Source organism: Bradyrhizobium sp. Kon10, assembly GCF_055807395.1.
Window position 1 is genome coordinate 16,946 of record NZ_JBVVOZ010000004.1, and the last position, 20,453, is coordinate 37,398.

The window sequence follows — 20,453 nt, forward strand, 5'->3', positions numbered from 1 at the left end:
CGATGCGGCTTAGCCTCATCCTGAGGAGACCGCGGAGCGGTCGTCTCGAAGGACGAGGCGCGCGCTCAGGCCGGCCAACAACCAGATGCGACAGTCCTGTCCGCAAGCGGGAGATGGAGAGCACCTTCGCCGTGGCGAGCAGTCAAATCCTGATTTCACGATGCTCTGATGGCTGGAGAACTGGACATGGCCTGACTTCGCTTGCGGCATCTGCTCACGATGGGCGGCAGCTTTCGAAGCGATTATGCGTAGGGCGGCCCCGGGGAGACGCCTCTCGGTGATGGTCAAGCTTGCGCCGGTTATTCCCATCGCTCTCACCTGTCGAGGTGATGAATCATGGGCTGCAGAGCGCCGGTCTCGTCCAGATCGAGCGTTGCCAACGTGATCGGCAAATGGAAGCGCCTCGGCCCGGCGCTTCCGGGGTTCAGGAAGAGTATTCCGTTGATCGTCTTGATCTGCACCCGGTGCGAGTGGCCGGAAATGACGGCATCAATGTCATGCGCGGCCGGATCGATCTCCAGAGTCTTGAGATCGTGCAGGAGATAGAAGCCGCGGCCGCCAAGGCGTAGCGTTTCGGTTTCAGGATAGTGCCTCGCCCAATCGCCGACATCGACGTTTCCCCTGATCGCCGTGACGGGCGCAATTCGGCGCAGCCGCTCCAGAATGTCCGGCGTGCCGATATCACCGGCATGGATGATGTGGGACACGCCGGCGAGGTAATGTTCGACTTCCGGCCTCAGGAGACCGTGGGTGTCCGAGATCACTCCGATCCTCAACGACATGTCGGGCCGAAACTCCACTGCGAGGGTCTGCTGCAAGATTCGAGTGTAAAAGACTCTACTGCAACGCTTCAGTGCAGCACATCCAGTGGCACCTTTCCGATCTCCTCACCCTCCTGGTTCGTGATCAGAATGGAGAAGTTGCGGCCCTTGAGCTCGGGCCGCTCGGCAAGCAGTCGCCTGGCAATGACTTCGGCAACGTCCAAAGCCTGAATGTCGTCCGGCAGCTCCGAGCCGCCTTCGTCGGTCACGGTTCTCGAATCCACCAGATCGAAATGATAGCGTGGCACGTCCATCCTCGAGGTTTCCTCGGGGAACGCGCGGTCTCAGGAGTTCGTTCCGGCACGGGACTCTCGCGGTGGACCCACAGGCTTTGAGACGTATTCCAGAGCATCATACCGGCCGATACATCCTTTGTTAGCTCTATGCCGCCGCGCCGCACCGGACTTTGCGAAATGTTAGCGGACCCGGGTCCAGTTTCGGAACCGACAAAGGGATCGCGAAAAGAATGACGGTAGTTTTGCGGATATTGCTCGCCATGGGAATGGCCTGCGGCCTGCTCACGCCGACCGGCGGCGCCCTCGCGGCTGATGCAAAACCCCTCAACGTCGTCTTCGTCAATCCAGGCAAGACCGGCGAGGTCTACTGGGACATGGTCGCGCAGACCATGCAGGCCGCCGGCCGCAAGCTCAGCGTGCATGTCGAGGTGCTCACCAGCGAGCGCAATTACCGCACCATGCAGGAGCTCGGGCTCGGCGTGGTCGCACGCAGCGACAAGCCCGACGTCCTCATCCTGTCGAACGAGGAATCGGCTGCCGTCCCGATCCTCGAGGCGGCCGAGGCTGCCGGCGTCAAGACGCTGCTGCTATCGAACACCCTGCTAGGCGAGGATGCGGCTCGCCTCGGACCGCCGCGTCTAAAGCTGAAGACCTGGCTCGGCGATATCACGACCGATCTGCAGACCGCGGGCGCACGAATGGCCAATGCGCTGATCGGCGCCGCGCGCTCCGAAAAATGGCAGAGCCCGGACGGCAAGATCCACATTCTCGGCATTGGCGGCGACGAGACCACGCCGGCCTCGATTGCCCGCAATGCCGGTCTTCAGCTTGCGGTGGCGGCCGCCCCAGATGTGGTGGTGGACCGGATGCTGTTTGCAAACTGGACACAATCCGAAGCCGAGCAGGTGACGGCGAATTATCTGGGCTGGGCCTCGCGCAAGGGGATTCGTCCTGCAGGAATATGGGCCGGAAACGATCCTATGGCGCTGGGAGCGCTCAAGGCCGTCGCGGCCGCAGGCCTCGCGCCGGGTCAGGACATTCAGGTTGTCGGCCTCAACTGGTCGGAAGATGCGCTGCGCGAGATCAGGGCAGGCCGTCTGCTTTTGACCGACGGAGGCCACTTCCTGCTCGGCGGCTGGTCCATCGTTCTTTTGCGCGACTATGTCGACGGCTGCGATTTCGCAGCCAGTTCGTCCCACGTCGAGCTCAAGACGTCCGCAATCACGCGCGACAATCTTGCTTCGGTCGCCGACCTCATCGAGAGGCGTGCCTTCGACCGGATCGACTTCGCTCGCTTCAGGGCGAAGGCCGGAGCATGCGGCCGCTATGATTTCTCGGTCGATGCGCTCGTTTCTTCGCTGTCGGCCCCGGATGGCGCCAGTGATTGACGCGGATGGTGACGGTATGACCGAGCCGGATCGCAATCGGCAGGCGGCGCGTTCGCGCCCGGTCGTCCACGCGATGATCTGCGCGACCGTCCCGGTGTTGCTGCTGGTGCAGTTGCTGGCCTCGGCGGGTGTGGAAGTCTCCAGCTTCTGGTCGCAGATCAGGCAGCTCGACGCCCACATTGTCCGCGTCGCCGACAGCGGCGCCGAACTGATCGCCGAGCCGCTCTGGAAACTGCGTTACGACCAGGTCACCAGCGTGCTCAACGAGATCATGCATGACGAGACGATCGTCGCGGCGGTGGTCTATGACGACACCGGTGTTGCGATTGCCCGCATGGCGGCAGCACCGGCGGGGCAGGCTGTCGCGGAGGTCTCGCGTCCGATCAATTACAGCAACGGCAATATGGCGGTTCAGGCCGGCCGCATCGCGATCGCCTACTCCCACGCCACGCTTTACGCGGGCACGGGAGGCCGGCTCATGCTGCTCCTGGCCGTGGGCCTGCTCGGAACGCTTGCGACCGTGGTCGCGATGCGGATCTCGGCCAACATCTTCATCGGCAGGCCGCTGGCGGTCATGATGTCGGCGATCCAGCGCAGCAAGCAGGACGGCCGCGCCTATCCTGCGGACATCAGATCGTCGAACGAATTCGGTCAGCTCGCGCGCGCCTTCAACGCCATGCAGCACACGACATCAGAGGCGCTCGACCGGCTCGGGCACATGGCCTCGCATGATCCGCTCACCGGACTGCCCAATCGACGCTCCCTGACCGAGCGCCTCGCCCTCGAGAACCGGGACGCCGGTTCGTCCGACGCCCTGGTCGCGTTCTGCTTCATCGATCTCGACGACTTCAAGGGCATCAACGACACTTTCGGGCATGATGCCGGGGACAAGTTCCTGGTCTGCATTTCCGAACGGCTTCGCGGCGCAGTCGAACCAGGGGATTGGGTCGCAAGGCTCGGGGGCGATGAATTCGTGGTCATTCGACCTGAGGTCAGCGACGAGGCCGCCGCACAGGCCTTTGCAAAGCGATTGCTGGATGCCATCTCCGAGCCGATCCGGCTGCACGACAAGCAGATCGCCCCGCGCGCCAGCATCGGCGTAGCCGTGCGCCACGTCGACGATCCCGAGCTTTCACATTTGCCGGCGCTCGCCGACATTGCGCTCTACCATGTCAAGAGCAGGGCGCCCGGCACGGTCGCCGTGCTGGATGAAGCGCTGCAGCGCGACTACCGCCGCCGCAGGGATCTCGAGCTTGCCATTCCCACCGGCTTTTCCGAGCGGCAGTTCGAGGTCTGGTATCAGAGCCAGGTCGATCTCGACACCCAGGATGTCGTCGGCCTGGAGGCGCTGATCCGCTGGCGTCATCCCGAGCATGGCGTGATCGGTCCCGGCGAATTCCTGCCGCTTATCGAGCGCAGCGGCCACAACGCGCGGCTGACGCGCTACGTGCTGACCGACGCCTGCAACGCGCTGCAACTGTTAGCCGCCGCGGGCAAGGCAGACATCCGGATCGCGATCAATCTGCCGCCGTCCGAGCTTGCGGACCATTCGCTCGCCGCCGCGCTGCGCGAGACCTGCGTGCATTTCGGTGTCCCGGCCTCGTCGCTCGAACTCGAGATCACCGAGGGGTCGCTGATCAACAACATCGCCACCGCGTCCGAGACGCTGCAACGGCTGCGGCGCCTCGGTGCTACCATCGCGCTCGACGATTTCGGCACCGGCTACAGCTCGCTCGCCCATCTTCGCCGCTTTCCGATCGACAAGGTCAAGATCGACAAGGCCTTCATTCGCGAGATACCGCAAAGCGCCGAGGACAACGCGATCGTTGGGGTGATCGCATCGCTCGCGGACACGCTTGGGCTCACTTTGGTCGCCGAAGGTATCGAACGGGCTGAGCAGGCGCGGGCTATGCGCGAGATGGGCGTCAAGTTCGGCCAGGGCTTTCTCTATCACAGGCCGCAGCCGATTGATGCCGTGCTGCAATGGCTCGCGGGGCAGGCGATGTCCGGGAAGACCGAGACAATCACCGAAACGGCGCGCCTCGTCGCCGACAGCCCCTCGATCGTGCCTGAATTCGCCGTCTGAGCGCGGCTATGGCTGCATCGCGTTCCAGAGCATCGAGAGCCCGGCTGCGATCATGATCGCGTCCATCACCAGACGGAACATCTCCGGCTTGAGGTGCAGGACGAAGCGTTTGGCGATGAAGGCGCCGGCCATCAGCGACGAGCCGGCGACCAGGCCCTTGATGAAGACATCCTGCGTCAGCGCGCCGAAGCGCTCGAACGTCACGGATTTGGCGACGTAGAGGCCGAGCGAGGAGGCGGCCTCGGTCGCGAGAAAGGCGCCCTTGCTCAGGCCGTAGAACAGGAATAGCGGAACGCTGAGCGGACCGGTCGAGACCACGATCCCGGTGAGATAGCCGATCACCGCCCCGCCGATGGCGAGGTGCCAGAGATTGGCCTTGAGGTCATGCCGGGCGAGCCAGTGCCGGACCGGCACCATCGCGATCAGAAAGATGCCGATGGCGAGATCGACCGCGTGCGAGGGCAGCGCCAGCAGCGTGCGCGCGCCGAGGACCGCGGCTGGAATACCCGTGATCGAATAGGCCGCGCAGGCCCGCCAGTCGACCTCGCGCCACCACGCCAGAATCCTGGAAAAATTCGCCATGACGGAGGCGACCGCCATGATCGGCACGGCCTCCTTCGGCCCATAGGCGTAGACCAGCACCGGCATCAGCATGATCGACGAGCCCGTGCCGACGATGCCTGAGATGGTGCCGGCGACGAGGCCGACGGCGAGGACGAACAGGAAGGCCAAGGGAGCAGGAAGTGAGCTGGGAGTGAGCAGGGGCCAGTTCTTCGATGATGGCATCGTGCCGGTGTTTTGCCCGACGAGTCAAATTCGGATTCGCGAGGCTGCGCAAGCCATTGATCCGACTACGCTCGTCTACTGTGCATGGGGTTGTTCTTCACGTTTTTGGTTGGACCGTCCGGCACGCCGGTGGCCGTGATCCATCGAAAGCACAGGAGTGCGGCGCACTGCTGACAGCATGTTGGCAGCAGGGGCTCGCTATGACCACCTCCTGAGAAAACTGGAGAGAGTGGGTCATGCCGGTCGAGGGAAGCTGTCATTGCGGTGAAACGGTATTCGAGGCGACCGAGGCGCCCTCCAGCGTGACGCGCTGCACCTGTTCGCTCTGCGCCAAGCGCGGCGCGCTATGGGCCTACTACACGCCGGCGCAGTTTCGCCTGCTGTCGCCGCCGGAGAACGTCGCGACCTATCAATGGGGCACCCGCACGGTCAAACATCATTACTGTGCGAAATGCGGCTGCGGCACCTATTCGGAGTCGCCGGATTGGTCGACAGGCAAGCCCGATTTCGACAATCCCAAGATCGGCGTCAATGCGCGGCTGTTCGACGATTTCGATCTGGATGCGGTGCCGGTGAATGTGATCGACGGCAAGAATTTGTGGTGAGCGTCGTCACCGCAGCACCACCCACGCCGGCGCGTGATCGCTTGCGCCATCCTCGCCGCGGATTTGTTTGTCCACGCCGGCTTTGGCCAGGCGCGGGACGAGGGCGGGGCTGAGCAGGAGGTGATCGAGCCGCAGGCCCGCATCGCGCGGCCAGCGGTTTCGCTTGTAGTCCCAGAAGGTGTAGATGCGCTGCTCCGGATGCAGCTCGCGGATCGCGTCACACCAGCCTTGCGCGACCAGCGAGGCAAACGCGGCGCGGCTCTTCGGCTGGATCAAGGCGTCCTTGTCCCATGAGCGCGTCGGATAGATGTCGATCGCCGTCGGCGCCACGTTGTAATCGCCGGCGAGCACCACGGGCAGATCCTGCTTGACGAGCGTTTTGGTATGGCGCTTCAGCCGTGCAAACCAATCGAGCTTGTAGTCGAATTTCGGCCCCGGCTGCGGATTGCCATTCGGCAGATAGATGCTGGTGACGATGACACCGCGCACCGCGGCCTCGAGATAGCGCGCCTCGTGATCATCGGGCCTTCCCGGCAACCGGTCGCGGGTCAGCAGGGGCTCGGCGTTGCGGGCGAGGATGGCGACGCCGTTCCAGGTCTTCTGCCCGCGCCAGACGGCGCCATAGCCGGCCTTTTCGAGCGCGGCCGCCGGAAATTCGCCATCACTTGCCTTCAACTCCTGAAGCGCAACGACATCGGGCTTTGCCGCGCGCAGCCATGCCAGCAGATTGGGCAGGCGGCGGTTGATGTTGTTGATGTTGAATGTCGCAATCTTCATGTAGAGCTGATTCGGTTCTGACGTTTCGACCACCGGAGATAAAATGTCCAAGTTGAGCTTTGCCGCTATCCTCGTCGTCGCGTTCTCCGGGGTTGCGTCGGCACAATCGTCCGATCCGCGCGGTGCGTGCAAGGCGGACTATGACAAATTCTGCGCCGGCATCGCGCCGGGCGGCGGCATCGTCGCCTGCCTGAACGGCAAGCGCGATCAGCTCAGCGCGAGCTGCAAGACGGCGCTGGACAACAGGAAGAAGAAGTAGGTACCCGACAGCTCAGTTCGGCAGCCGCGGCGGGCCCGTCGGTTGCTCGACCGCCGGCGGGGAGGGCGGCTGCTCTGCGGCTTGGACCGGCCGCGCCAGCGGTTCGACCGCGTTGCCGCCCTTGTAGATGCGGGCATAGCGGCGGCCGAGGCTGGTCAGCACCTCATAGCCGATGGTGCCGAAATGATGCGCGAGCTCGTCGACGGTGATGCCGTCGCCGAGCAGTGTCACCAGATGGCCGCGTCGCGCCGCGTTGGGCGGCAGATCGGTGATGTCGATCGCGATCAGGTCCATGGACACGCGGCCCGCGACCGGGCAACGCTTGCCGGCGACGATCACCTCGGCACCGCGGGTGCCGTCATTGGAGCTGGCGGCGCGGAAGTAGCCGTCGGCATAGCCGACCGCGATGATGGCAAGCTTGGTCGGCCGCCGCGCGGTCCAGGTGCCGCCATAGCCGACGCTCTCGCCGCGCTCGACATTGCGGACCTGCACGATGCGCGCCTTGAGGTCGACCACCGGCTGCATCGGATTGTCGGATTCCGGCGTCGGGTTGACGCCGTAGAGCGCGGCGCCAGGCCGCACCAGATCGAACTGGAACGGCGCGCCCAGGAAGATGCCGGACGAATTGGCCAGCGACGCCGGCACGCCGGAAAATTCGCTGGCGATGCCACGGAAGGCGGCGAGCTGTCTGGCGTTCACGGGGCTGTTGAGCTGCTCGGCCGAGACCAGATGGCTCATGACCAGCGTGATGCCGTGATCGCCGGCATTGATGCGGGGGATGATGGCCTGCGCTTCCGCAAGCGTCAGTCCGAGCCGGTTCATGCCGGTGTCGATGTGGATCGCGGCGCCGCCGGACCAGCCGGTGCGGCGGCAGAACACGTCCCATTCGGCGAGTTCATTGAGATCGCCGATCACGGGACGGCAGTTGATTTTGGCGTAGTGCTCGCCGGTGTTCTGGAAATAGCCGCCGAGCACGTAGATCGTAGCCTCCGGCACCGACGCGCGCGCCGTGCGCGCTTCCTCGATGGTGGCGACGAAGAAGGTCTTGCAGCCGGCCTTGTTCAGCGCATGGGCGACTTGCCCGGCGCCGCAGCCATAGGCATCGGCCTTGATCACCGCCGAACATTCGGCCGGCACCGCGGTCTTCTCGAGCTTGCGCCAGTTGGCCATGATGGCGTCGAGATCGACTGTGAGCACCCCGCCATAGGCGGCGAGCGCGGCAGCCTGATTGGCTTCCGCGGAAAGAAGGCCGGATTGCGGGATCATTTTCGGGTCGGACGCCATTGTCATGGCGCCGTTTTACGCAAGAGACCGGCGCGGTTCAACCCACGGAACTCGGCAGAAACCCTAGTAGTCGCTGCCGCGGTCCGGCAAATGGCTGCCCTCGGCGAGGTCGCCGAAACGGGTGACCATGGAATCGAACTGCAGGGCAACAGTGCCGGTTGGGCCATGACGCTGTTTGCCGATGATGACTTCGGCCTTACCCAGCGCGCGATCCATCTCCTGCTGCCACTTGTGATGCTCTTCTGTGCCGGGGTTCGGCTGTTTCATGGCCAGGTAGTACTCTTCGCGGTAAACGAACAGCACGACGTCGGCGTCCTGCTCGATCGAACCGGATTCGCGCAGGTCCGAGAGCTGCGGCCGCTTGTCCTCGCGGGATTCGACCTGACGCGAGAGCTGTGACAGCGCGATGATGGGAACGCTGAGCTCCTTCGCCAGCGCCTTCAGGCTGGTCGTGATCTCCGTGATTTCCTGCACCCGGTTTTCGCTCCGCTTGCCCGAGCCGGACAGCAGCTGGATGTAGTCGATGACGATGAGATCGAGGCCCTTCTGCCGCTTCAGCCGGCGCGCCCGCGCCATCAGCTGCGCGATCGAGAGGCCGCCGGTCTCGTCGACATAGAAGGGAAGCGATTGCAGCTCGATCGAGACCTGGCGGATCTTCTCGAAGTCGGCCTCCGAGATGCCGCCACGGCGGATATTGGAGGAGGGAATGCCGGTGCGCTCGGCCACGATACGCGTGGCAAGCTGGTCGGCCGACATTTCGCAGGAGAAGAAGCCGATGACGCCGCCATTGGCGGCCTTGGTTGTGCCGTCCGCCTGGACTTCGGGCACGTAGGCCTGGGCGACGTTGTAGGCGATGTTGGTCGCAAGCGAGGTCTTGCCCATGCCGGGACGTCCCGCCACGATGATGAGGTCCGACTGCTGCAAGCCGCCCATCTTGGTGTCGAGGTCGCGCAGACCGGTGGAAATGCCGGACAGCTTTCCGTCGCGCTGGAACGCTTTTGCCGCGAGATCGACCGCGAGCGTCAGCGCCTGCGAGAATTTCTGGAAGCCGCCGTCATAGCGGCCGGACTCGGCGAGCTCGTAGAGCCGGCGCTCGGCGTCCTCGATCTGCGCTCGCGGCGCGAAATCGACCGGGGCGTCATACGCCACATTGACCATGTCCTCGCCGATGCCGATCAGGTCACGCCGCAACGCCAGATCGTAGATGGTGCGGCCGTAGTCCTGGGCGTTGATGATGGTGGTCGCTTCCGCCGCCAGCCGCGCCAGATATTGGCCGATGGTCATGCCGCCGACGTCAGTATCGGCAGGCAGAAACGTCTTCAGCGTGACGGGCGTGGCGATCTTGCCCATCCGGATCAGGCTGCTGGCGGTCTCGAAGATGGTCTGGTGCAGCGGCTCGAAATAATGCTTCGGCTCCAGGAAGTCGGAGACGCGATAGAAGGCGTCGTTGTTGACCAGGATCGCGCCGAGAAGGCTCTGTTCGGCCTCGATATTATGCGGCGCACTCCGATACGCGGGAGTTCCGGCGTCGGGCGCAAGTTTGAGAACGTTCGAATCAGTCAGGGCCATGGTCGGAATTGCTTAGCAATTTTCTTGGGCGGATGCGGGGCCGGGATAAAGCGCCGCCGCAGCCCGAAGCGGAAGCGAAAGCTCGTCGCTATCAACCGATCATTAAAGCGGTGGATGATTGGCGGTCGCGGCACGCGCCGCGCTTGACGGATTTTTGCGGAACTCGCCGGGTCCGGAAGCGGTCACGACTGCACCACGGAAATAGCCGGACATCATGAACCTAATGGATTGAGGTGCAGACGTATCAAAGAGCGCGCGATTTGGCGCGCTGGCCGCTTTCGGCGCGGGTTCAGACCAGCAGGAGATAGACCAGCGCAACCAGGGCCGCACCGACGCCGGTGGCGATCAGGGCGTAATCGGTGCGGAGGTCGTCCTGCACGTCGAATGAGGTTTGGGTCTTCTTGCTCATAGCGACGATCTAGGCCAGGGCCGACCAGACTTATGTGAAGCAGATCACATCTCCCCGGATTCTTTCGGGGGTATGACCGGAACAGGCAGGCGGGCCGGGGATTATCTCCGACGCCCCCCGAAGACGAGGCAGCGATGCGGCCAGAACGGCAGTCCCAGATTTGGCGAAGCGAGGCAGGCAGCCGGCTTTGGCTGTGCGGGCTGATCGCCGCCATGGAGCAGGCCTCGCAGCCGGAGCTGCGGCGTCAGCCGGTCGCGCCCGAAATCCTCGCGGAATTGCGCGTGCAGCTGGCGTTAGCCGCCACTTTCCCGCTGCCGCCGATTTCGACTGCTCGCCATTAGGACCTATTCACCTGCAAGCTTCAGTCTCGGTTCGGCGCCGCCCTCGAGGGTGCGCAGCCGGGCTTCTTCATGCGCGATATAGTCGCGGGTCATCGGAACCACGCCCTGGCGCCTGGTGAGCTGAACCTGGAAGTTCATCATGTGCTGCTTGCGGAACGTCATCTCGCTGGCCGCGAGATAGAACTCCCACATCAGGGCGAAACGCTCGTCGTAGAGTTGCACCGCTTCCTCGCGCCGCGCCATGAAGCGCTCCCGCCATGCCTTCAATGTCTCGGCGTAGTGCAAGCGCAGGATCTCGATGTCGCAGACCAGCAGCCCGGCGCGCTCGATCGAGGGCAGCACCTCCGAGAGCGCCGGGATGTAGCCGCCGGGAAAGATGTATTTGGCGATCCAGGGATTGGTCGAATCCGGGCCTTGCGAGCGGCCGATCGAGTGCAGCAGCATGACGCCGTCCTCGCTCAGGAGCTCGGCGCAGCGTTTGAAATAGGTGTCGTAGAACTTGACCCCGACATGCTCGAACATGCCGACAGAGACGATACGGTCGAACGGCCCGTCGATGTCACGGTAGTCCTGGAGCAGGAATCGCGCCGACCGCGCCAAACCCTTCTCGGCGGCGCGCGCGTTCGCGACCTGCAACTGTTCCGTCGAGAGCGTGACGCCGGTGACGTCGCAACCTGCGATCTCGGCCAGATAAAGGCCGAGCCCGCCCCAGCCCGAGCCGATGTCGAGCACGCGCTCGCCGCCTCTGAGGCGCAGCTTCGCTGTGACGTGCCGCTTCTTGGCGAGTTGCGCGTCGTCGAGCGTGGCCTCGGGGGTCTCGAAATAGGCGCAGCTATATTGCTTGTCGGCGTCGAGAAAGAGCGAATAGAGCCTGCCGTCGAGATCATAGTGATGCGCGACATTGCGGCGGGCGCGCGTCCGCGGATTGAATTGCTTCAGGTGCCGCGTGAGATAGCGCAGGTGCCACCACGGTTTTGCCCATTGCGGCAACAGGTCAGGCTGGTCGAGCAGGATTGCGAGGGCGTCGGCTATGGTGCCGCGCTCGACGACGAACTCGCCATCCATGTAAGCCTCGCCAAGCCCGAGTTCGGGATTGATGAGGATTCTCCGTTCCGCGTCGGCAGTGACGAAACGGACTTCGACCGGCTCGCCGGAGCCGTCGCCGGCGCAGAATTTCGTGCCGGCCGCCGTGGTCACCGTCATCGACCCGCGGCGGATGAATTGAGACAGGGATCTACGCAACAAGCCGTCCATCCGCACCTACCTCTCGAGCGCACCCGAAAAGAAGCGACTAACCCAGCTTTCACTTCCTACGCCCAGGAGCCGGCAGGGTTCCTATGCGTTTGCATGGAGATCTAAACAGCCTATTCGTGGCCTGCTATTGCGTTGTGTTCAAAGCCGATATTCCAAAATTGCAGGGTCAAATCCTTGCGCGATGAGCCTGCTTCCATTCGCGTCATAATCCGCTAAAAGGTGGCCGCCGCGCGCCGGAGGCGGGCTGCACCTCTCGGAATTCTATGGAGATGATGGGAATGTCGAGCCGCGCGCTCAGCCTCGCAACGGTGCTGTTTTTGATCGGCTTCGGCAGCGATGCCGTTCTGGCGCAGGTGACGAACCTTGAGGCCGGCAAGGCCCCGTCCCAGATCTTCGCGCAGACCTGCAATGCCTGTCACAAGAGCCCGAGAGGGCTGTTGAAAACGGTCGCGCCGGGCTCGCTGCCAGGCTTCCTGCGTCAGCACTACACGACCAGCCCCGACATGGCCGGCGTGCTGGCCTCCTATCTCGTCTCCAATGGTGCCACCGACGCCCGCTACCAGTCCAAGGACGGTGGCAAGGATGGCAAGGAGAAGAAGGATGGCGCCAAGGAGAAGGACGCCAACACCAACCCGGCGCAATCCCCCGAACGTCAGGGCCGCCGCCAGCGCTCGCAAGAGGCCGCCAAGCCGGAGGGAGAGGGCGCAACCCCGGCGCCTGAGGGGCGTCAGAAGCGCGCGGCGCGGCCGAGCGAAGAGGGTGCCAAGGAAGGTGCTAAGGAAAGTGCCAAGCCCGAGGGCCAGGCCAACGAACAACAGCCCGAGGGCCGCAAGGCCAAGCGGCTCAGCAAGCGCGCCAAGCCTGAGACCGAGGACGCCGGCGACAAGAAGGCTGAACCCAAATCCGAGCCGAAGAGCGACAGCGGCAAGATCGATTCTGGTCGCGACGAATCCAAGCCTGACAGCAGCAAGGCACCCGAGAAGCCAGCCGAGGCCAAGCCGGAAAGCGCCAAGGTCGAGCCGAGCGGCACCGAGGCGCCGGGGCTGCGTCCCGATCCGGTGCCGGCTGTGACACCGGCACCCCCGGCGGCTGCCGCGAAGCCTGCTGAGCCGTCCATGGCCAAGCCCGCTGAGGTCGCCGCTCCCAAGCCTGCTGAGGTGGCCGCGCCCAAGCCGGCTGAGCCGGCTGCCAGCGGCAGCTCCGAGCCTGCGGCCAAGTCGGAGGAGCCGTCGCCGCCCGCGACCGCAGCCGCCCCGGCGCCGGCCGAACAGTCCGGTCCGCCGGCCCCGCCGATCTCACGCTAAGGATTTTCTGGATTGATCCACGGAGGTCGCGTCCCATCGCGGCCTCGCGGCGGACGTGTTCTGCGTGAGCGAGGGCATCGAGAAGCATACGGCGACGGCGCTGGCTTCGATCGCGATGCTGAGCGAGGCCGCCGCCAAAATAAAAAGCCCGGCTGCCTGAGGCAGCCGGGCTTCGTTGCCTGCGCGAACGCGAGGCTTACTTCTCGGTCTCTTCCGCAGCCGGCGCCGGCTCGGCGTCCTGCTGGGCTTCCGGATCGAAGAACTCGCCGGCGGCCGCAATGGCTTCGGCGGCCGCATCGCGGTCCTCGTTGCGGGTCGAGATGTCCTCGCCGCGGTTGATGCGCTCGGCCTCGTCTTGGCTGCGCGCAACGGTCACGGTCACGTCGACCTCGACCTCGGGGTGGATCGCGACGGTGATAGTGTGCTTGCCGATGGTCTTGATCGGCGCGTCGAGCTGGACCTGCGGGCGCTCGAGCGCAACGCCGTCGGCTTCGAAGGCCGTGACCACGTCACGCACCGTCACCGAGCCGAACAGCTGGCCGGCTTCCGAGGCCTGACGGATCACGATGATGTTCTTGCCCTGAACCTTCTCGGCGATCTTGGACGCCTCGCCCTTGCTCTGGAGATTGCGAGCCTCGAGCTCGGCCTTCATGCCGTCGTACTTGGCGCGGTTGTCGGCCGTGGCGCGCAGCGCCTTGCCGCGCTTGAGCAGGAAATTGCGGGCATAGCCGTCGCGAACCTTCACGACTTCGCCCATGTGGCCGAGCTTGTTGACGCGTTCCAGCAAAATGACTTCCATATTCGTTCTCCTTTGAAGTGCTCTGAGTTGCAGGTTTCGGGTTTGGACTTAAGAGGTCGGCAGCGGCGGCGGCAGCCGGTTGCGCAGAAAGCGTTCGCGGAAGCCGAACACGGCGTCCGCAAGGCCGAGGATCACCATTGCGATCACCGGCCAGCCGAACACGACGACGACGGCATAGGTGGAGCCGAGCCAGAAGGCGCGGCTCTTCAGCGCGAGCGTCAGCGTATGCAGCACGGCGAAGCCGGTCAGCGCGTAGGCCATCATCAGCGCCGCCGTCGTGATCTGCGCGAACATCGCGAGCAGCCCGCCGGTAAAGCAGAACGCGAGCGCGATGCAGAGCACGGCGAGCGTCATCGGCGGCAGTTCGGCCGTCATCAAATCCGGCCAGGGACGTCGCAACCGGCCCGACGTCGCGGTCACCCTGGCGCCGAGCCAGAGGTTGAGGGTGAGGGTCATCATGGCGACGATGGTGGCGGCGGCCGGCGCGATCGTCACGAGCGCGTCGACGAACTGGTCGACCTCGCCCGAGACCTGCGGGTCGGCGGCGCGCAGGATGCGCATCAGGCCGCGCCGCAGCGCGCCGGTGATGGTCTCGGCGTCGGTGCCGAGCGTGAGCAGGGCGGCGATCGTGGTCAGGGTGGCAAAGCCCGCGATCCACAGCAGCAGGCGGCCGACCGGATACCATTCGATCTCGGGTTCGGCCGGCGCCTCGGCAACGGGAGAGGCGGTGACCTGTCGACCGAGCAGGACGAGATGACCGAGCCACCAGGCCGGCAGCGCGACGGTGACGGCGAAGGCGAGGCAGTAGGGCAGGCCGAACAGGGCGCCGAGGCCGAGCGCGGCGCCGATTCCGCCGAGTGTCGCGCAAAGCGGCCCCCAGCCGATCGAGGCCACCATCAGAGGCAGCGGTGCGAGATAGAACAGGACGAGCGAGATCAGCGCGCCCGATACGATCGAGGCGAACATCAGGGCCGACGCGGCGCCGGCGATCAGGGCTATCAGTCCGAAGGTCATCATCAGCTGTCCCGCTCCCTTCGAGCGGTTAGAGGCATCTCGCCCCAACCATCGGCGACCGGACGAGCCGGAAGCCTTATGAGTTCAAAAAGTGACGATCGGCGGCGCGGCGCCGCCGATCGTATTAGCCGTCTTAGCGAATGACGTAGGGCAGCAGGCCCAGGAACCGCGCGCGCTTGATGGCGCGGGCGAGCTCACGCTGCTTCTTCGCGGACACCGCGGTGATGCGGCTCGGCACGATCTTGCCGCGCTCGGAGACGTAGCGCATCAGCAGCTTGGAGTCCTTGTAGTCGATCTTCGGAGCATTCGCGCCCGTGAACGGGCAGCTCTTGCGGCGACGGAAAAACGGACGGCGTGCACCAGCTTCAGCCATTGATCTTACTCCGCATCCGTCGTGGTGGTTTCAGCTTCGTCGCGCGGACGGCGCGGACCGCGATCGCCGCGGAAGCCACCGTCACGATCGCCACCGCGGAAGCCGCCCTCGCGGTCGCCACGGAAGCCGCCTTCACGCTCGCCGCGGAAGCCGCCGCCGCGATCATCACGTTCGCGATCGCGATCGGCCTTGCGCATCATCGCGGACGGACCTTCCTCGAGCTCCTCGACGCGAACGCTGAGATAGCGGATCACGTCTTCGCTGATGCGCTCCTGGCGCTCGATCTCGGCGATCGCCGCGGACGGCGCGTCGATGTTGAGCAGCACGAAATGCGCCTTGCGGTTCTTGCTCATGCGGTAGGTGAGGGAGCGTACGCCCCAATTCTCGGTCTTGGTGACCTTGCCGCCGAGACCCTCGACGATGCCGGTCATCTGCGCAGTCAGCTCTTCGACCTGCTGCGTGCTCGCGTCTTGGCGCGCGAGAAAAACATGCTCATAGAGAGCCATGGAAGTCCTTTCCTCATGTTGGCGCATCGCCCGGCGTCAAGCCCTTAAGAGGCCTTCGGAAAGGACTCTGGGATTAAGCTCAGAAGGCGGAAACACGGGACGACGGGCCGACTGGCCCTGCCACATCAAAATCACAAGTGATTTGCTGAGACCGTCCGTTCAGCTCCCGGCCGGGGTCTGCGGATGCGCGCCTTATACGGATTTTGGCCGGCTTGGCAAGGTTGCAGGTCCGAATTCGGCCGGGGACGCTTCCCATAGGGCGCCTCAAGCGGCCTAGTCCCTTGCTTTATTTGTTTGTATAGCATACAAATAAAGCAAAGGAGAGGGTCCAATGGTGGAAAAGGCGGTCCATGAGCCGTTTGAGGCGATGGCCGGCGACCCCAAGCATGTCGCGCGTGCCACACGCTCGGCCGGCCGCAAGATGCGTTCCGTGCTGCTGGACGCGGCAAGCCCGCTATTCCGAGAGCGAGGGCTGTCGGGCGCGTCGATCACCGATATCGCGGCCGCCGCGAACGCATTTCCGAGCCAGATCACCTATTACTTCCGCACCAAGGAGGCGCTGTTCGTCGAATGCGCCTGCCGCGAGCTGCTGTATCTGGCGCGTGCGACCGAGCAGGCGGCGCTGAAGGCGCGCTCGCCGCAAGAGTACACGCACGCGTTGGCCGAGACCGTCACGGCAAGCGATACGATCGCCTTCTTCGCCGAAGCGCTGACGTTGACCCGGCGCCGCCAGGATCTCGCGCCATTGGTCGAGCGCACCATCGAGCGCCTGCACAGCGAAGGCGCGCGCGCCTATGCAAGCCAGGTCGCGCAGCACGGCTGGCGCTCGCTGCGTGCGCCCGACGAAAGCTCGCGGCGGTTCTGGGCGGTCGCCATCGGCGTCATCCTCGAAGGCTACGCCATGGGCCGCTCACCGGATGAGCTCTGTGCCGAGATGCTGCGCGTGCTCGGCGAGCAGGCGAAATCCACCGGCGACGCCGCGCGCCTGCGCCTTGTCGGGGATCGCGACGCTTCAACCGGTTCGGACGGGGAGAATGAGCCATGACCGCGCTTCGCATGCGTGCCCGCGATTTTCTGACCGAGGACCAGCTCGTCGACGTGCGCCGGCGCGTGACATGGAAGGGGGTGGCCTTGATTGCGCACGCCTGGGCTTTGATCATCGGCGCGATAGCGCTGGTCGCGTGGTGGCCCAATCCACTCACTTATATTCTGGCGGTTGCGATCATCGGCTCGCGCCAGCTTGGGCTTGCGATCCTCATGCATGACGGCGCGCACGGTTGCCTCTCTGCCGACGAGACCACCAATCTGACGCTGAGCCAGTGGTTCTGCGCCTATCCCATCTTTGCCGAGACGCGCGCCTATCGGCGCTATCATTTGCAACATCACGCGCGCACGCAGCAGGAGGACGATCCTGATCTCGTGCTGTCGGCGCCGTTTCCGATCACCAAGTTGAGTTACCGCCGCAAGTTCTTGCGCGATATCACCGGGCAGACCGGCTATCAGCAGCGCAAGGCGCAACTGCTCAACGCGCTCGGGCCGAAGGACTGGCCGCGGCAGCGGCGTCTGACGCATTTCCTGGAGAAGCTTGGACCGCAATGCGCCGTCAATGCCGTGATGTTCGCCGTGCTGGCCGCGGCCGGCATATGGTGGGCGTATCCGCTGTTATGGCTGCTGCCGCTCGTGACCTGGATGATGGTCATCACCCGCATCCGCAACATAGCCGAGCACGCGGTGGTCCCCGATAGCAGCGATCCTCTGCGCAACACCCGCACCACGCACGCCAATCTTCTCGAGCGCCTGTTCATCGCGCCGTATTACGTCAACTACCACCTAGAGCATCATCTCTTGTTCTACGTGCCCTGCTACAATCTGCCGAAGGTCCATCGCCTGCTCAGCGAAAGCCGGCATGCCGGGGCGATGGAAGTGCAGCCGAACTATGCAGCGGTGCTGCGGCTCGCCACCGCAAAGCCGAACAGCGACGACCGGCCGGGGCAATTGGCAAGCAGCGCCCGCCGTGCGCGCGCTGGCGCCGAGATCGGCGCGGATCAGAACGCCGGCGGGTTTTGATCAGTCGGCGTCGCGTCGAATGCCGGTTCCGGTTCCCATCTTGGCTTGACATTGCGGCCCCGGACAGTGTCTACGGCCCCCTTTGAAGCATGATCCGGAACCATCGCCCAGGCCGTGCGTAGGCGACCGCCGGTTCTCGTAGGGACCACGCGCGACAGGCAGGGAGCGCCGATGACGGCAGCATTCACGTTTCCGGGGCAGGGTTCCCAGGCGGTCGGAATGGGCAAGGCCCTGGCCGGCGCCTTCCCAGTAGCGCGCGCTGTGTTCGACGAGGTCGACGCCGCGCTTGGGGAGAAGCTGACAGCGATCATTTGGGATGGCCCGGCCGAAACCCTTCAGCTCACCGAGAACGCCCAGCCGGCGCTGATGGCGGTTTCTATCGCCACCCTGCGCGTGCTGGAATCTGAGGCGGGTTTTTCTGTGGGGCGGGATGCTGCCTTCGTTGCCGGCCACTCGCTTGGCGAATATTCGGCGCTTGCCGCAGCCGGGAGCCTGACAATTTCTGATACCGCGCGCCTGCTTCGCACCCGCGGTCTCGCAATGCAAAAAGCGGTGCCGGTCGGCGCAGGTGCCATGGCCGCGCTGCTCGGCCTCGACTATGAGGCCGCGATGGCGGTCGCCCACGAGGCGGCCCAGGGGCAGGTCTGCCAGGCCGCCAATGACAATGGCGGGGGGCAGGTGGTCGTCTCCGGCGACAAGGCGGCGGTCGATCGTGCCATCGAGATCGCCAAGGGCAAGGGCGCCAAGCGTGCCATGCTGCTGCCGGTGTCGGCGCCCTTCCATTGCAAGCTGATGCAGCCGGCTGCGGATGCGATGGCCGAGGCGCTGTCCAAAGTCACCATCAAGGCGCCGGCCGCGCCGCTGGTGTCGAACGTGCTGGCAAGCGCCATCACCGATCCCGACGAGATCCGCCGCCGCCTGGTCGAGCAGGTCACTGGCACCGTGCGCTGGCGCGAGTCGGTGGCCTATATGGCAGGGCAGGGCGTCACCCGCTTCTTCGAGATCGGTGCGGGCAAGGTGCTGACCGGTCTGGTCAAGCGCATCGCCGACGGCGCTATCGGAGTTGCAATCGGCGGGCCGAACGACATGGCCGCCGCCAAGGATGCATTGGCCGCTGCGAAGCAGGCTTGAAAGTTTGCGCACGATCTTTCCGGAAAACCGCTGCACACTTTTCCGGATCGTGCTTTGGAGGAGCTATCAATGTTCGATCTGACTGGCAGGAAGGCGCTCGTCACGGGTGCGACCGGTGGCATCGGCGGCGCGATTGCGCAGGCCCTGCATGCGCAGGGAGCCACGGTTGCGATTTCGGGAACGCGGAAAGAAGTGCTGGACGAGCTAGCCGGCAAGCTCGGCGAGCGCGCCCTTGTGCTGCCTTGCAATCTCTCCAAGGCCGACGAGGTCGAGGCGCTGGTGCCCGCCGCCGAAAAGGCCATGGGGCAGGTCGACATCCTCATCGCCAATGCCGGCATCACGCGCGACAATCTTTTCGTCCAGCTTCGCGATGAAGATTGGGACGAGGTCATCAACGTCAACCTGACGTCGACCTTCCGGCTTGCGCGCGCCGCCACCAAATTGATGATGCGCAAGCGCTTCGGCCGCATCGTCGCCATCACCTCGGTGGTCGGCGTCACCGGCAATCCCGGGCAGGGCAATTACACGGCGTCCAAAGCCGGCCTGATCGGCATGATCAAGACGCTGGGCGCCGAATATGCCAAGCGCGGCGTGACTGCGAACTGCATCGCGCCCGGCTTCATCAAGACGCCGATGACGGATGCGCTCAATGACAAGCAGCGCGAAACGATTCTGACCAAGGTTCCGGCGGCTCGTCTGGGGACGCCCGAGGACATCGCGGCCGCCGCCGTCTACCTCAGTTCGAATGAAGCTGCCTACGTCACCGGGCAAACGATCCACGTCAATGGCGGCATGGCCATGATCTGACGCTTCGTTCCGCACCGCCCACATGGGCGGCGCGGGAAGCGGCAAACGGCCGTTTCCGGAGCGAATTGAGGCTTGTAGTCAAGGCAGTTGAAGTATGGTAACCGGACCGTTCAACGGATGGGCAAAGAACGCCATTGCAGGTTTTTGAAACCCTGTATATTGGCGATGCGGAGCCTTGGCCGTCGTTCGCCGGGCCTGCATCGGTTAGGATGGGGCCAAATCAAAGTTCGTAAGCGAAGGCAGTCAACGACCACGACGGCTCGTATCGTCCCGGGGGGTCGGGTCTACAGGGAACAACACGAGGTTATGCAATGAGTGACATTGGCGAACGGGTTAAGAAGATCGTGGTCGAACACCTTGGTGTTGAACCCGAGAAGGTTGTCGACGCAGCGAGCTTCATCGATGACCTCGGCGCCGACAGTCTGGACACCGTCGAACTGGTGATGGCGTTCGAAGAAGAATTCGGGTGCGAGATTCCGGACGATGCCGCGGAGACGATTCTCACCGTCGGCGATGCCACCAAGTTTCTCGAGAAGAACGCGAAGAGCTAAGGCTCTTCATTTTCGCGGGGACAACATTGAAACCGGACGGGCCGCTTCCAAGCGGTCAGCCGGTTTCTTGTTATTGGCCGTGAATA

At 64.4% G+C, this 20,453-nt stretch carries 22 protein-coding genes and 1 pseudogene; 12 read left to right on the forward strand and 11 right to left on the reverse strand.

The window, feature by feature from the left end:
- Positions 1-314 precede the first annotated feature (314 nt).
- Complete coding sequence (locus AC0L2O_RS07570; RefSeq protein ID WP_473369282.1) at positions 315-782, reverse strand: metallophosphoesterase family protein; 468 nt, start codon at positions 780-782, stop codon at positions 315-317.
- A gap of 68 nt (positions 783-850) precedes the next feature.
- On the reverse strand, positions 851-1,075 hold the full coding sequence (locus AC0L2O_RS07575; protein WP_369724297.1) for a DUF6894 family protein: 225 nt from the start codon (positions 1,073-1,075) through the stop codon (positions 851-853).
- Positions 1,076-1,287: 212 nt separating this feature from the next.
- Here AC0L2O_RS07575 and AC0L2O_RS07580 point away from each other — a divergent pair, with 212 nt between their 5' ends.
- Positions 1,288-2,445 (forward strand): ABC transporter substrate-binding protein, encoded by a 1,158-nt coding sequence (locus AC0L2O_RS07580; protein ID WP_473369283.1) that lies wholly within the window; start codon positions 1,288-1,290, stop codon positions 2,443-2,445.
- A gap of 16 nt (positions 2,446-2,461) precedes the next feature.
- The gene (locus tag AC0L2O_RS07585) at positions 2,462-4,531 is read left to right on the forward strand and encodes a putative bifunctional diguanylate cyclase/phosphodiesterase (protein ID WP_473369514.1); all 2,070 of its coding nucleotides are present in this window, start codon (positions 2,462-2,464) and stop codon (positions 4,529-4,531) included.
- Positions 4,532-4,537: 6 nt separating this feature from the next.
- On the opposite strand, the gene AC0L2O_RS07590 is transcribed toward AC0L2O_RS07585, so the two are convergent.
- Positions 4,538-5,263 (reverse strand): sulfite exporter TauE/SafE family protein, encoded by a 726-nt coding sequence (locus AC0L2O_RS07590; protein ID WP_473369515.1) that lies wholly within the window; start codon positions 5,261-5,263, stop codon positions 4,538-4,540.
- A gap of 290 nt (positions 5,264-5,553) precedes the next feature.
- Between AC0L2O_RS07590 and AC0L2O_RS07595 the strand changes: the two genes are divergently transcribed.
- Positions 5,554-5,922, forward strand: a complete 369-nt coding sequence (locus AC0L2O_RS07595) for a GFA family protein (RefSeq protein ID WP_473369284.1) — start codon at positions 5,554-5,556, stop codon at positions 5,920-5,922.
- Positions 5,923-5,928: 6 nt separating this feature from the next.
- Here AC0L2O_RS07595 and AC0L2O_RS07600 read toward each other — a convergent pair whose 3' ends face one another.
- Positions 5,929-6,699 (reverse strand): exodeoxyribonuclease III, encoded by a 771-nt coding sequence (locus AC0L2O_RS07600; protein WP_473369285.1) that lies wholly within the window; start codon positions 6,697-6,699, stop codon positions 5,929-5,931.
- A 43-nt stretch (positions 6,700-6,742) separates the two neighbouring features.
- Here AC0L2O_RS07600 and AC0L2O_RS07605 point away from each other — a divergent pair, with 43 nt between their 5' ends.
- Entirely contained in the window at positions 6,743-6,958 is a 216-nt protein-coding gene (locus tag AC0L2O_RS07605; RefSeq protein WP_369724288.1) for a cysteine rich repeat-containing protein, read from the forward strand.
- A gap of 12 nt (positions 6,959-6,970) precedes the next feature.
- Here AC0L2O_RS07605 and alr read toward each other — a convergent pair whose 3' ends face one another.
- Positions 6,971-8,248, reverse strand: a complete 1,278-nt coding sequence (gene alr, locus AC0L2O_RS07610) for an alanine racemase (protein WP_473369286.1) — start codon at positions 8,246-8,248, stop codon at positions 6,971-6,973.
- A gap of 57 nt (positions 8,249-8,305) precedes the next feature.
- Complete coding sequence (locus tag AC0L2O_RS07615) at positions 8,306-9,811, reverse strand: replicative DNA helicase (protein WP_369724286.1); 1,506 nt, start codon at positions 9,809-9,811, stop codon at positions 8,306-8,308.
- A gap of 543 nt (positions 9,812-10,354) precedes the next feature.
- On the opposite strand from AC0L2O_RS07615, the gene AC0L2O_RS07620 reads away from it, so the two are divergent.
- Positions 10,355-10,561, forward strand: coding sequence for a transcriptional regulator (locus AC0L2O_RS07620; protein WP_369724284.1), 207 nt, complete (start codon positions 10,355-10,357; stop codon positions 10,559-10,561).
- A gap of 3 nt (positions 10,562-10,564) precedes the next feature.
- Here AC0L2O_RS07620 and AC0L2O_RS07625 read toward each other — a convergent pair whose 3' ends face one another.
- Complete coding sequence (locus AC0L2O_RS07625) at positions 10,565-11,815, reverse strand: class I SAM-dependent methyltransferase (protein WP_473369287.1); 1,251 nt, start codon at positions 11,813-11,815, stop codon at positions 10,565-10,567.
- 278 nt (positions 11,816-12,093) lie between these two features.
- Between AC0L2O_RS07625 and AC0L2O_RS07630 the strand changes: the two genes are divergently transcribed.
- Entirely contained in the window at positions 12,094-13,119 is a 1,026-nt protein-coding gene (locus AC0L2O_RS07630) for a hypothetical protein (protein ID WP_473369288.1), read from the forward strand.
- Between the two features lie 43 nt (positions 13,120-13,162).
- Positions 13,163-13,279, forward strand: a pseudogene (locus AC0L2O_RS07635) (PaaI family thioesterase); the annotation flags it as partial.
- Between the two features lie 36 nt (positions 13,280-13,315).
- Here the strand turns inward: AC0L2O_RS07635 and rplI are convergent.
- The 4 genes from rplI to rpsF form a co-directional block, all read right to left on the reverse strand.
- Positions 13,316-13,918, reverse strand: a complete 603-nt coding sequence (gene rplI, locus AC0L2O_RS07640) for a 50S ribosomal protein L9 (protein WP_369724278.1) — start codon at positions 13,916-13,918, stop codon at positions 13,316-13,318.
- A 48-nt stretch (positions 13,919-13,966) separates the two neighbouring features.
- Complete coding sequence (locus tag AC0L2O_RS07645) at positions 13,967-14,935, reverse strand: DUF2232 domain-containing protein (protein WP_369724276.1); 969 nt, start codon at positions 14,933-14,935, stop codon at positions 13,967-13,969.
- Between the two features lie 130 nt (positions 14,936-15,065).
- Positions 15,066-15,305 carry a 30S ribosomal protein S18 gene (rpsR, locus tag AC0L2O_RS07650; protein ID WP_007592020.1) on the reverse strand — a complete coding sequence of 80 codons (240 nt, stop codon included), beginning with the start codon at positions 15,303-15,305 and terminating at the stop codon, positions 15,066-15,068.
- A gap of 5 nt (positions 15,306-15,310) precedes the next feature.
- The gene (rpsF, locus tag AC0L2O_RS07655; protein ID WP_369724273.1) at positions 15,311-15,811 is read right to left on the reverse strand and encodes a 30S ribosomal protein S6; all 501 of its coding nucleotides are present in this window, start codon (positions 15,809-15,811) and stop codon (positions 15,311-15,313) included.
- 331 nt (positions 15,812-16,142) lie between these two features.
- Between rpsF and AC0L2O_RS07660 the strand changes: the two genes are divergently transcribed.
- The 5 genes from AC0L2O_RS07660 to AC0L2O_RS07680 all read left to right on the forward strand — a co-directional run bounded on the left by AC0L2O_RS07660 (position 16,143) and on the right by AC0L2O_RS07680 (position 20,367).
- Positions 16,143-16,856, forward strand: coding sequence for a TetR/AcrR family transcriptional regulator C-terminal domain-containing protein (locus tag AC0L2O_RS07660; protein WP_473369289.1), 714 nt, complete (start codon positions 16,143-16,145; stop codon positions 16,854-16,856).
- Positions 16,853-17,878: a fatty acid desaturase family protein gene (locus AC0L2O_RS07665; RefSeq protein ID WP_473369290.1), complete on the forward strand. Its 1,026-nt coding sequence runs from the start codon at positions 16,853-16,855 to the stop codon at positions 17,876-17,878. The genes AC0L2O_RS07660 and AC0L2O_RS07665 overlap by 4 nt, the downstream gene beginning before the upstream one ends.
- A 171-nt stretch (positions 17,879-18,049) precedes the next feature.
- Entirely contained in the window at positions 18,050-19,009 is a 960-nt protein-coding gene (gene fabD, locus AC0L2O_RS07670) for an ACP S-malonyltransferase (RefSeq protein WP_473369291.1), read from the forward strand.
- A 69-nt stretch (positions 19,010-19,078) separates the two neighbouring features.
- Complete coding sequence (gene fabG / locus AC0L2O_RS07675) at positions 19,079-19,816, forward strand: 3-oxoacyl-[acyl-carrier-protein] reductase (RefSeq protein WP_473369292.1); 738 nt, start codon at positions 19,079-19,081, stop codon at positions 19,814-19,816.
- Positions 19,817-20,127: 311 nt separating this feature from the next.
- Positions 20,128-20,367 (forward strand): acyl carrier protein, encoded by a 240-nt coding sequence (locus tag AC0L2O_RS07680; protein WP_008130699.1) that lies wholly within the window; start codon positions 20,128-20,130, stop codon positions 20,365-20,367.
- The last annotated feature ends 86 nt before the right edge of the window (positions 20,368-20,453 follow it).

Coding starts and splice junctions, on each gene's coding strand:
- AC0L2O_RS07600 (WP_473369285.1), bottom strand. CDS start 6,699: ATGAAGATTGCGACATTCAACATCAACAACATCAACCGCCGCCTGCCC.
- AC0L2O_RS07645 (WP_369724276.1), bottom strand. CDS start 14,935: ATGATGACCTTCGGACTGATAGCCCTGATCGCCGGCGCCGCGTCGGCC.
- AC0L2O_RS07665 (WP_473369290.1), top strand. CDS start 16,853: ATGACCGCGCTTCGCATGCGTGCCCGCGATTTTCTGACCGAGGACCAG.
- AC0L2O_RS07585 (WP_473369514.1), top strand. CDS start 2,462: ATGACCGAGCCGGATCGCAATCGGCAGGCGGCGCGTTCGCGCCCGGTC.
- AC0L2O_RS07625 (WP_473369287.1), bottom strand. CDS start 11,815: ATGGACGGCTTGTTGCGTAGATCCCTGTCTCAATTCATCCGCCGCGGG.
- AC0L2O_RS07630 (WP_473369288.1), top strand. CDS start 12,094: ATGTCGAGCCGCGCGCTCAGCCTCGCAACGGTGCTGTTTTTGATCGGC.
- AC0L2O_RS07680 (WP_008130699.1), top strand. CDS start 20,128: ATGAGTGACATTGGCGAACGGGTTAAGAAGATCGTGGTCGAACACCTT.
- AC0L2O_RS07605 (WP_369724288.1), top strand. CDS start 6,743: ATGTCCAAGTTGAGCTTTGCCGCTATCCTCGTCGTCGCGTTCTCCGGG.
- AC0L2O_RS07660 (WP_473369289.1), top strand. CDS start 16,143: ATGGTGGAAAAGGCGGTCCATGAGCCGTTTGAGGCGATGGCCGGCGAC.
- fabD (WP_473369291.1), top strand. CDS start 18,050: ATGACGGCAGCATTCACGTTTCCGGGGCAGGGTTCCCAGGCGGTCGGA.
- AC0L2O_RS07615 (WP_369724286.1), bottom strand. CDS start 9,811: ATGGCCCTGACTGATTCGAACGTTCTCAAACTTGCGCCCGACGCCGGA.
- fabG (WP_473369292.1), top strand. CDS start 19,079: ATGTTCGATCTGACTGGCAGGAAGGCGCTCGTCACGGGTGCGACCGGT.
- rpsR (WP_007592020.1), bottom strand. CDS start 15,305: ATGGCTGAAGCTGGTGCACGCCGTCCGTTTTTCCGTCGCCGCAAGAGC.
- rplI (WP_369724278.1), bottom strand. CDS start 13,918: ATGGAAGTCATTTTGCTGGAACGCGTCAACAAGCTCGGCCACATGGGC.
- AC0L2O_RS07620 (WP_369724284.1), top strand. CDS start 10,355: ATGCGGCCAGAACGGCAGTCCCAGATTTGGCGAAGCGAGGCAGGCAGC.
- AC0L2O_RS07595 (WP_473369284.1), top strand. CDS start 5,554: ATGCCGGTCGAGGGAAGCTGTCATTGCGGTGAAACGGTATTCGAGGCG.
- rpsF (WP_369724273.1), bottom strand. CDS start 15,811: ATGGCTCTCTATGAGCATGTTTTTCTCGCGCGCCAAGACGCGAGCACG.
- AC0L2O_RS07575 (WP_369724297.1), bottom strand. CDS start 1,075: ATGGACGTGCCACGCTATCATTTCGATCTGGTGGATTCGAGAACCGTG.
- alr (WP_473369286.1), bottom strand. CDS start 8,248: ATGACAATGGCGTCCGACCCGAAAATGATCCCGCAATCCGGCCTTCTT.
- AC0L2O_RS07580 (WP_473369283.1), top strand. CDS start 1,288: ATGACGGTAGTTTTGCGGATATTGCTCGCCATGGGAATGGCCTGCGGC.
- AC0L2O_RS07570 (WP_473369282.1), bottom strand. CDS start 782: ATGTCGTTGAGGATCGGAGTGATCTCGGACACCCACGGTCTCCTGAGG.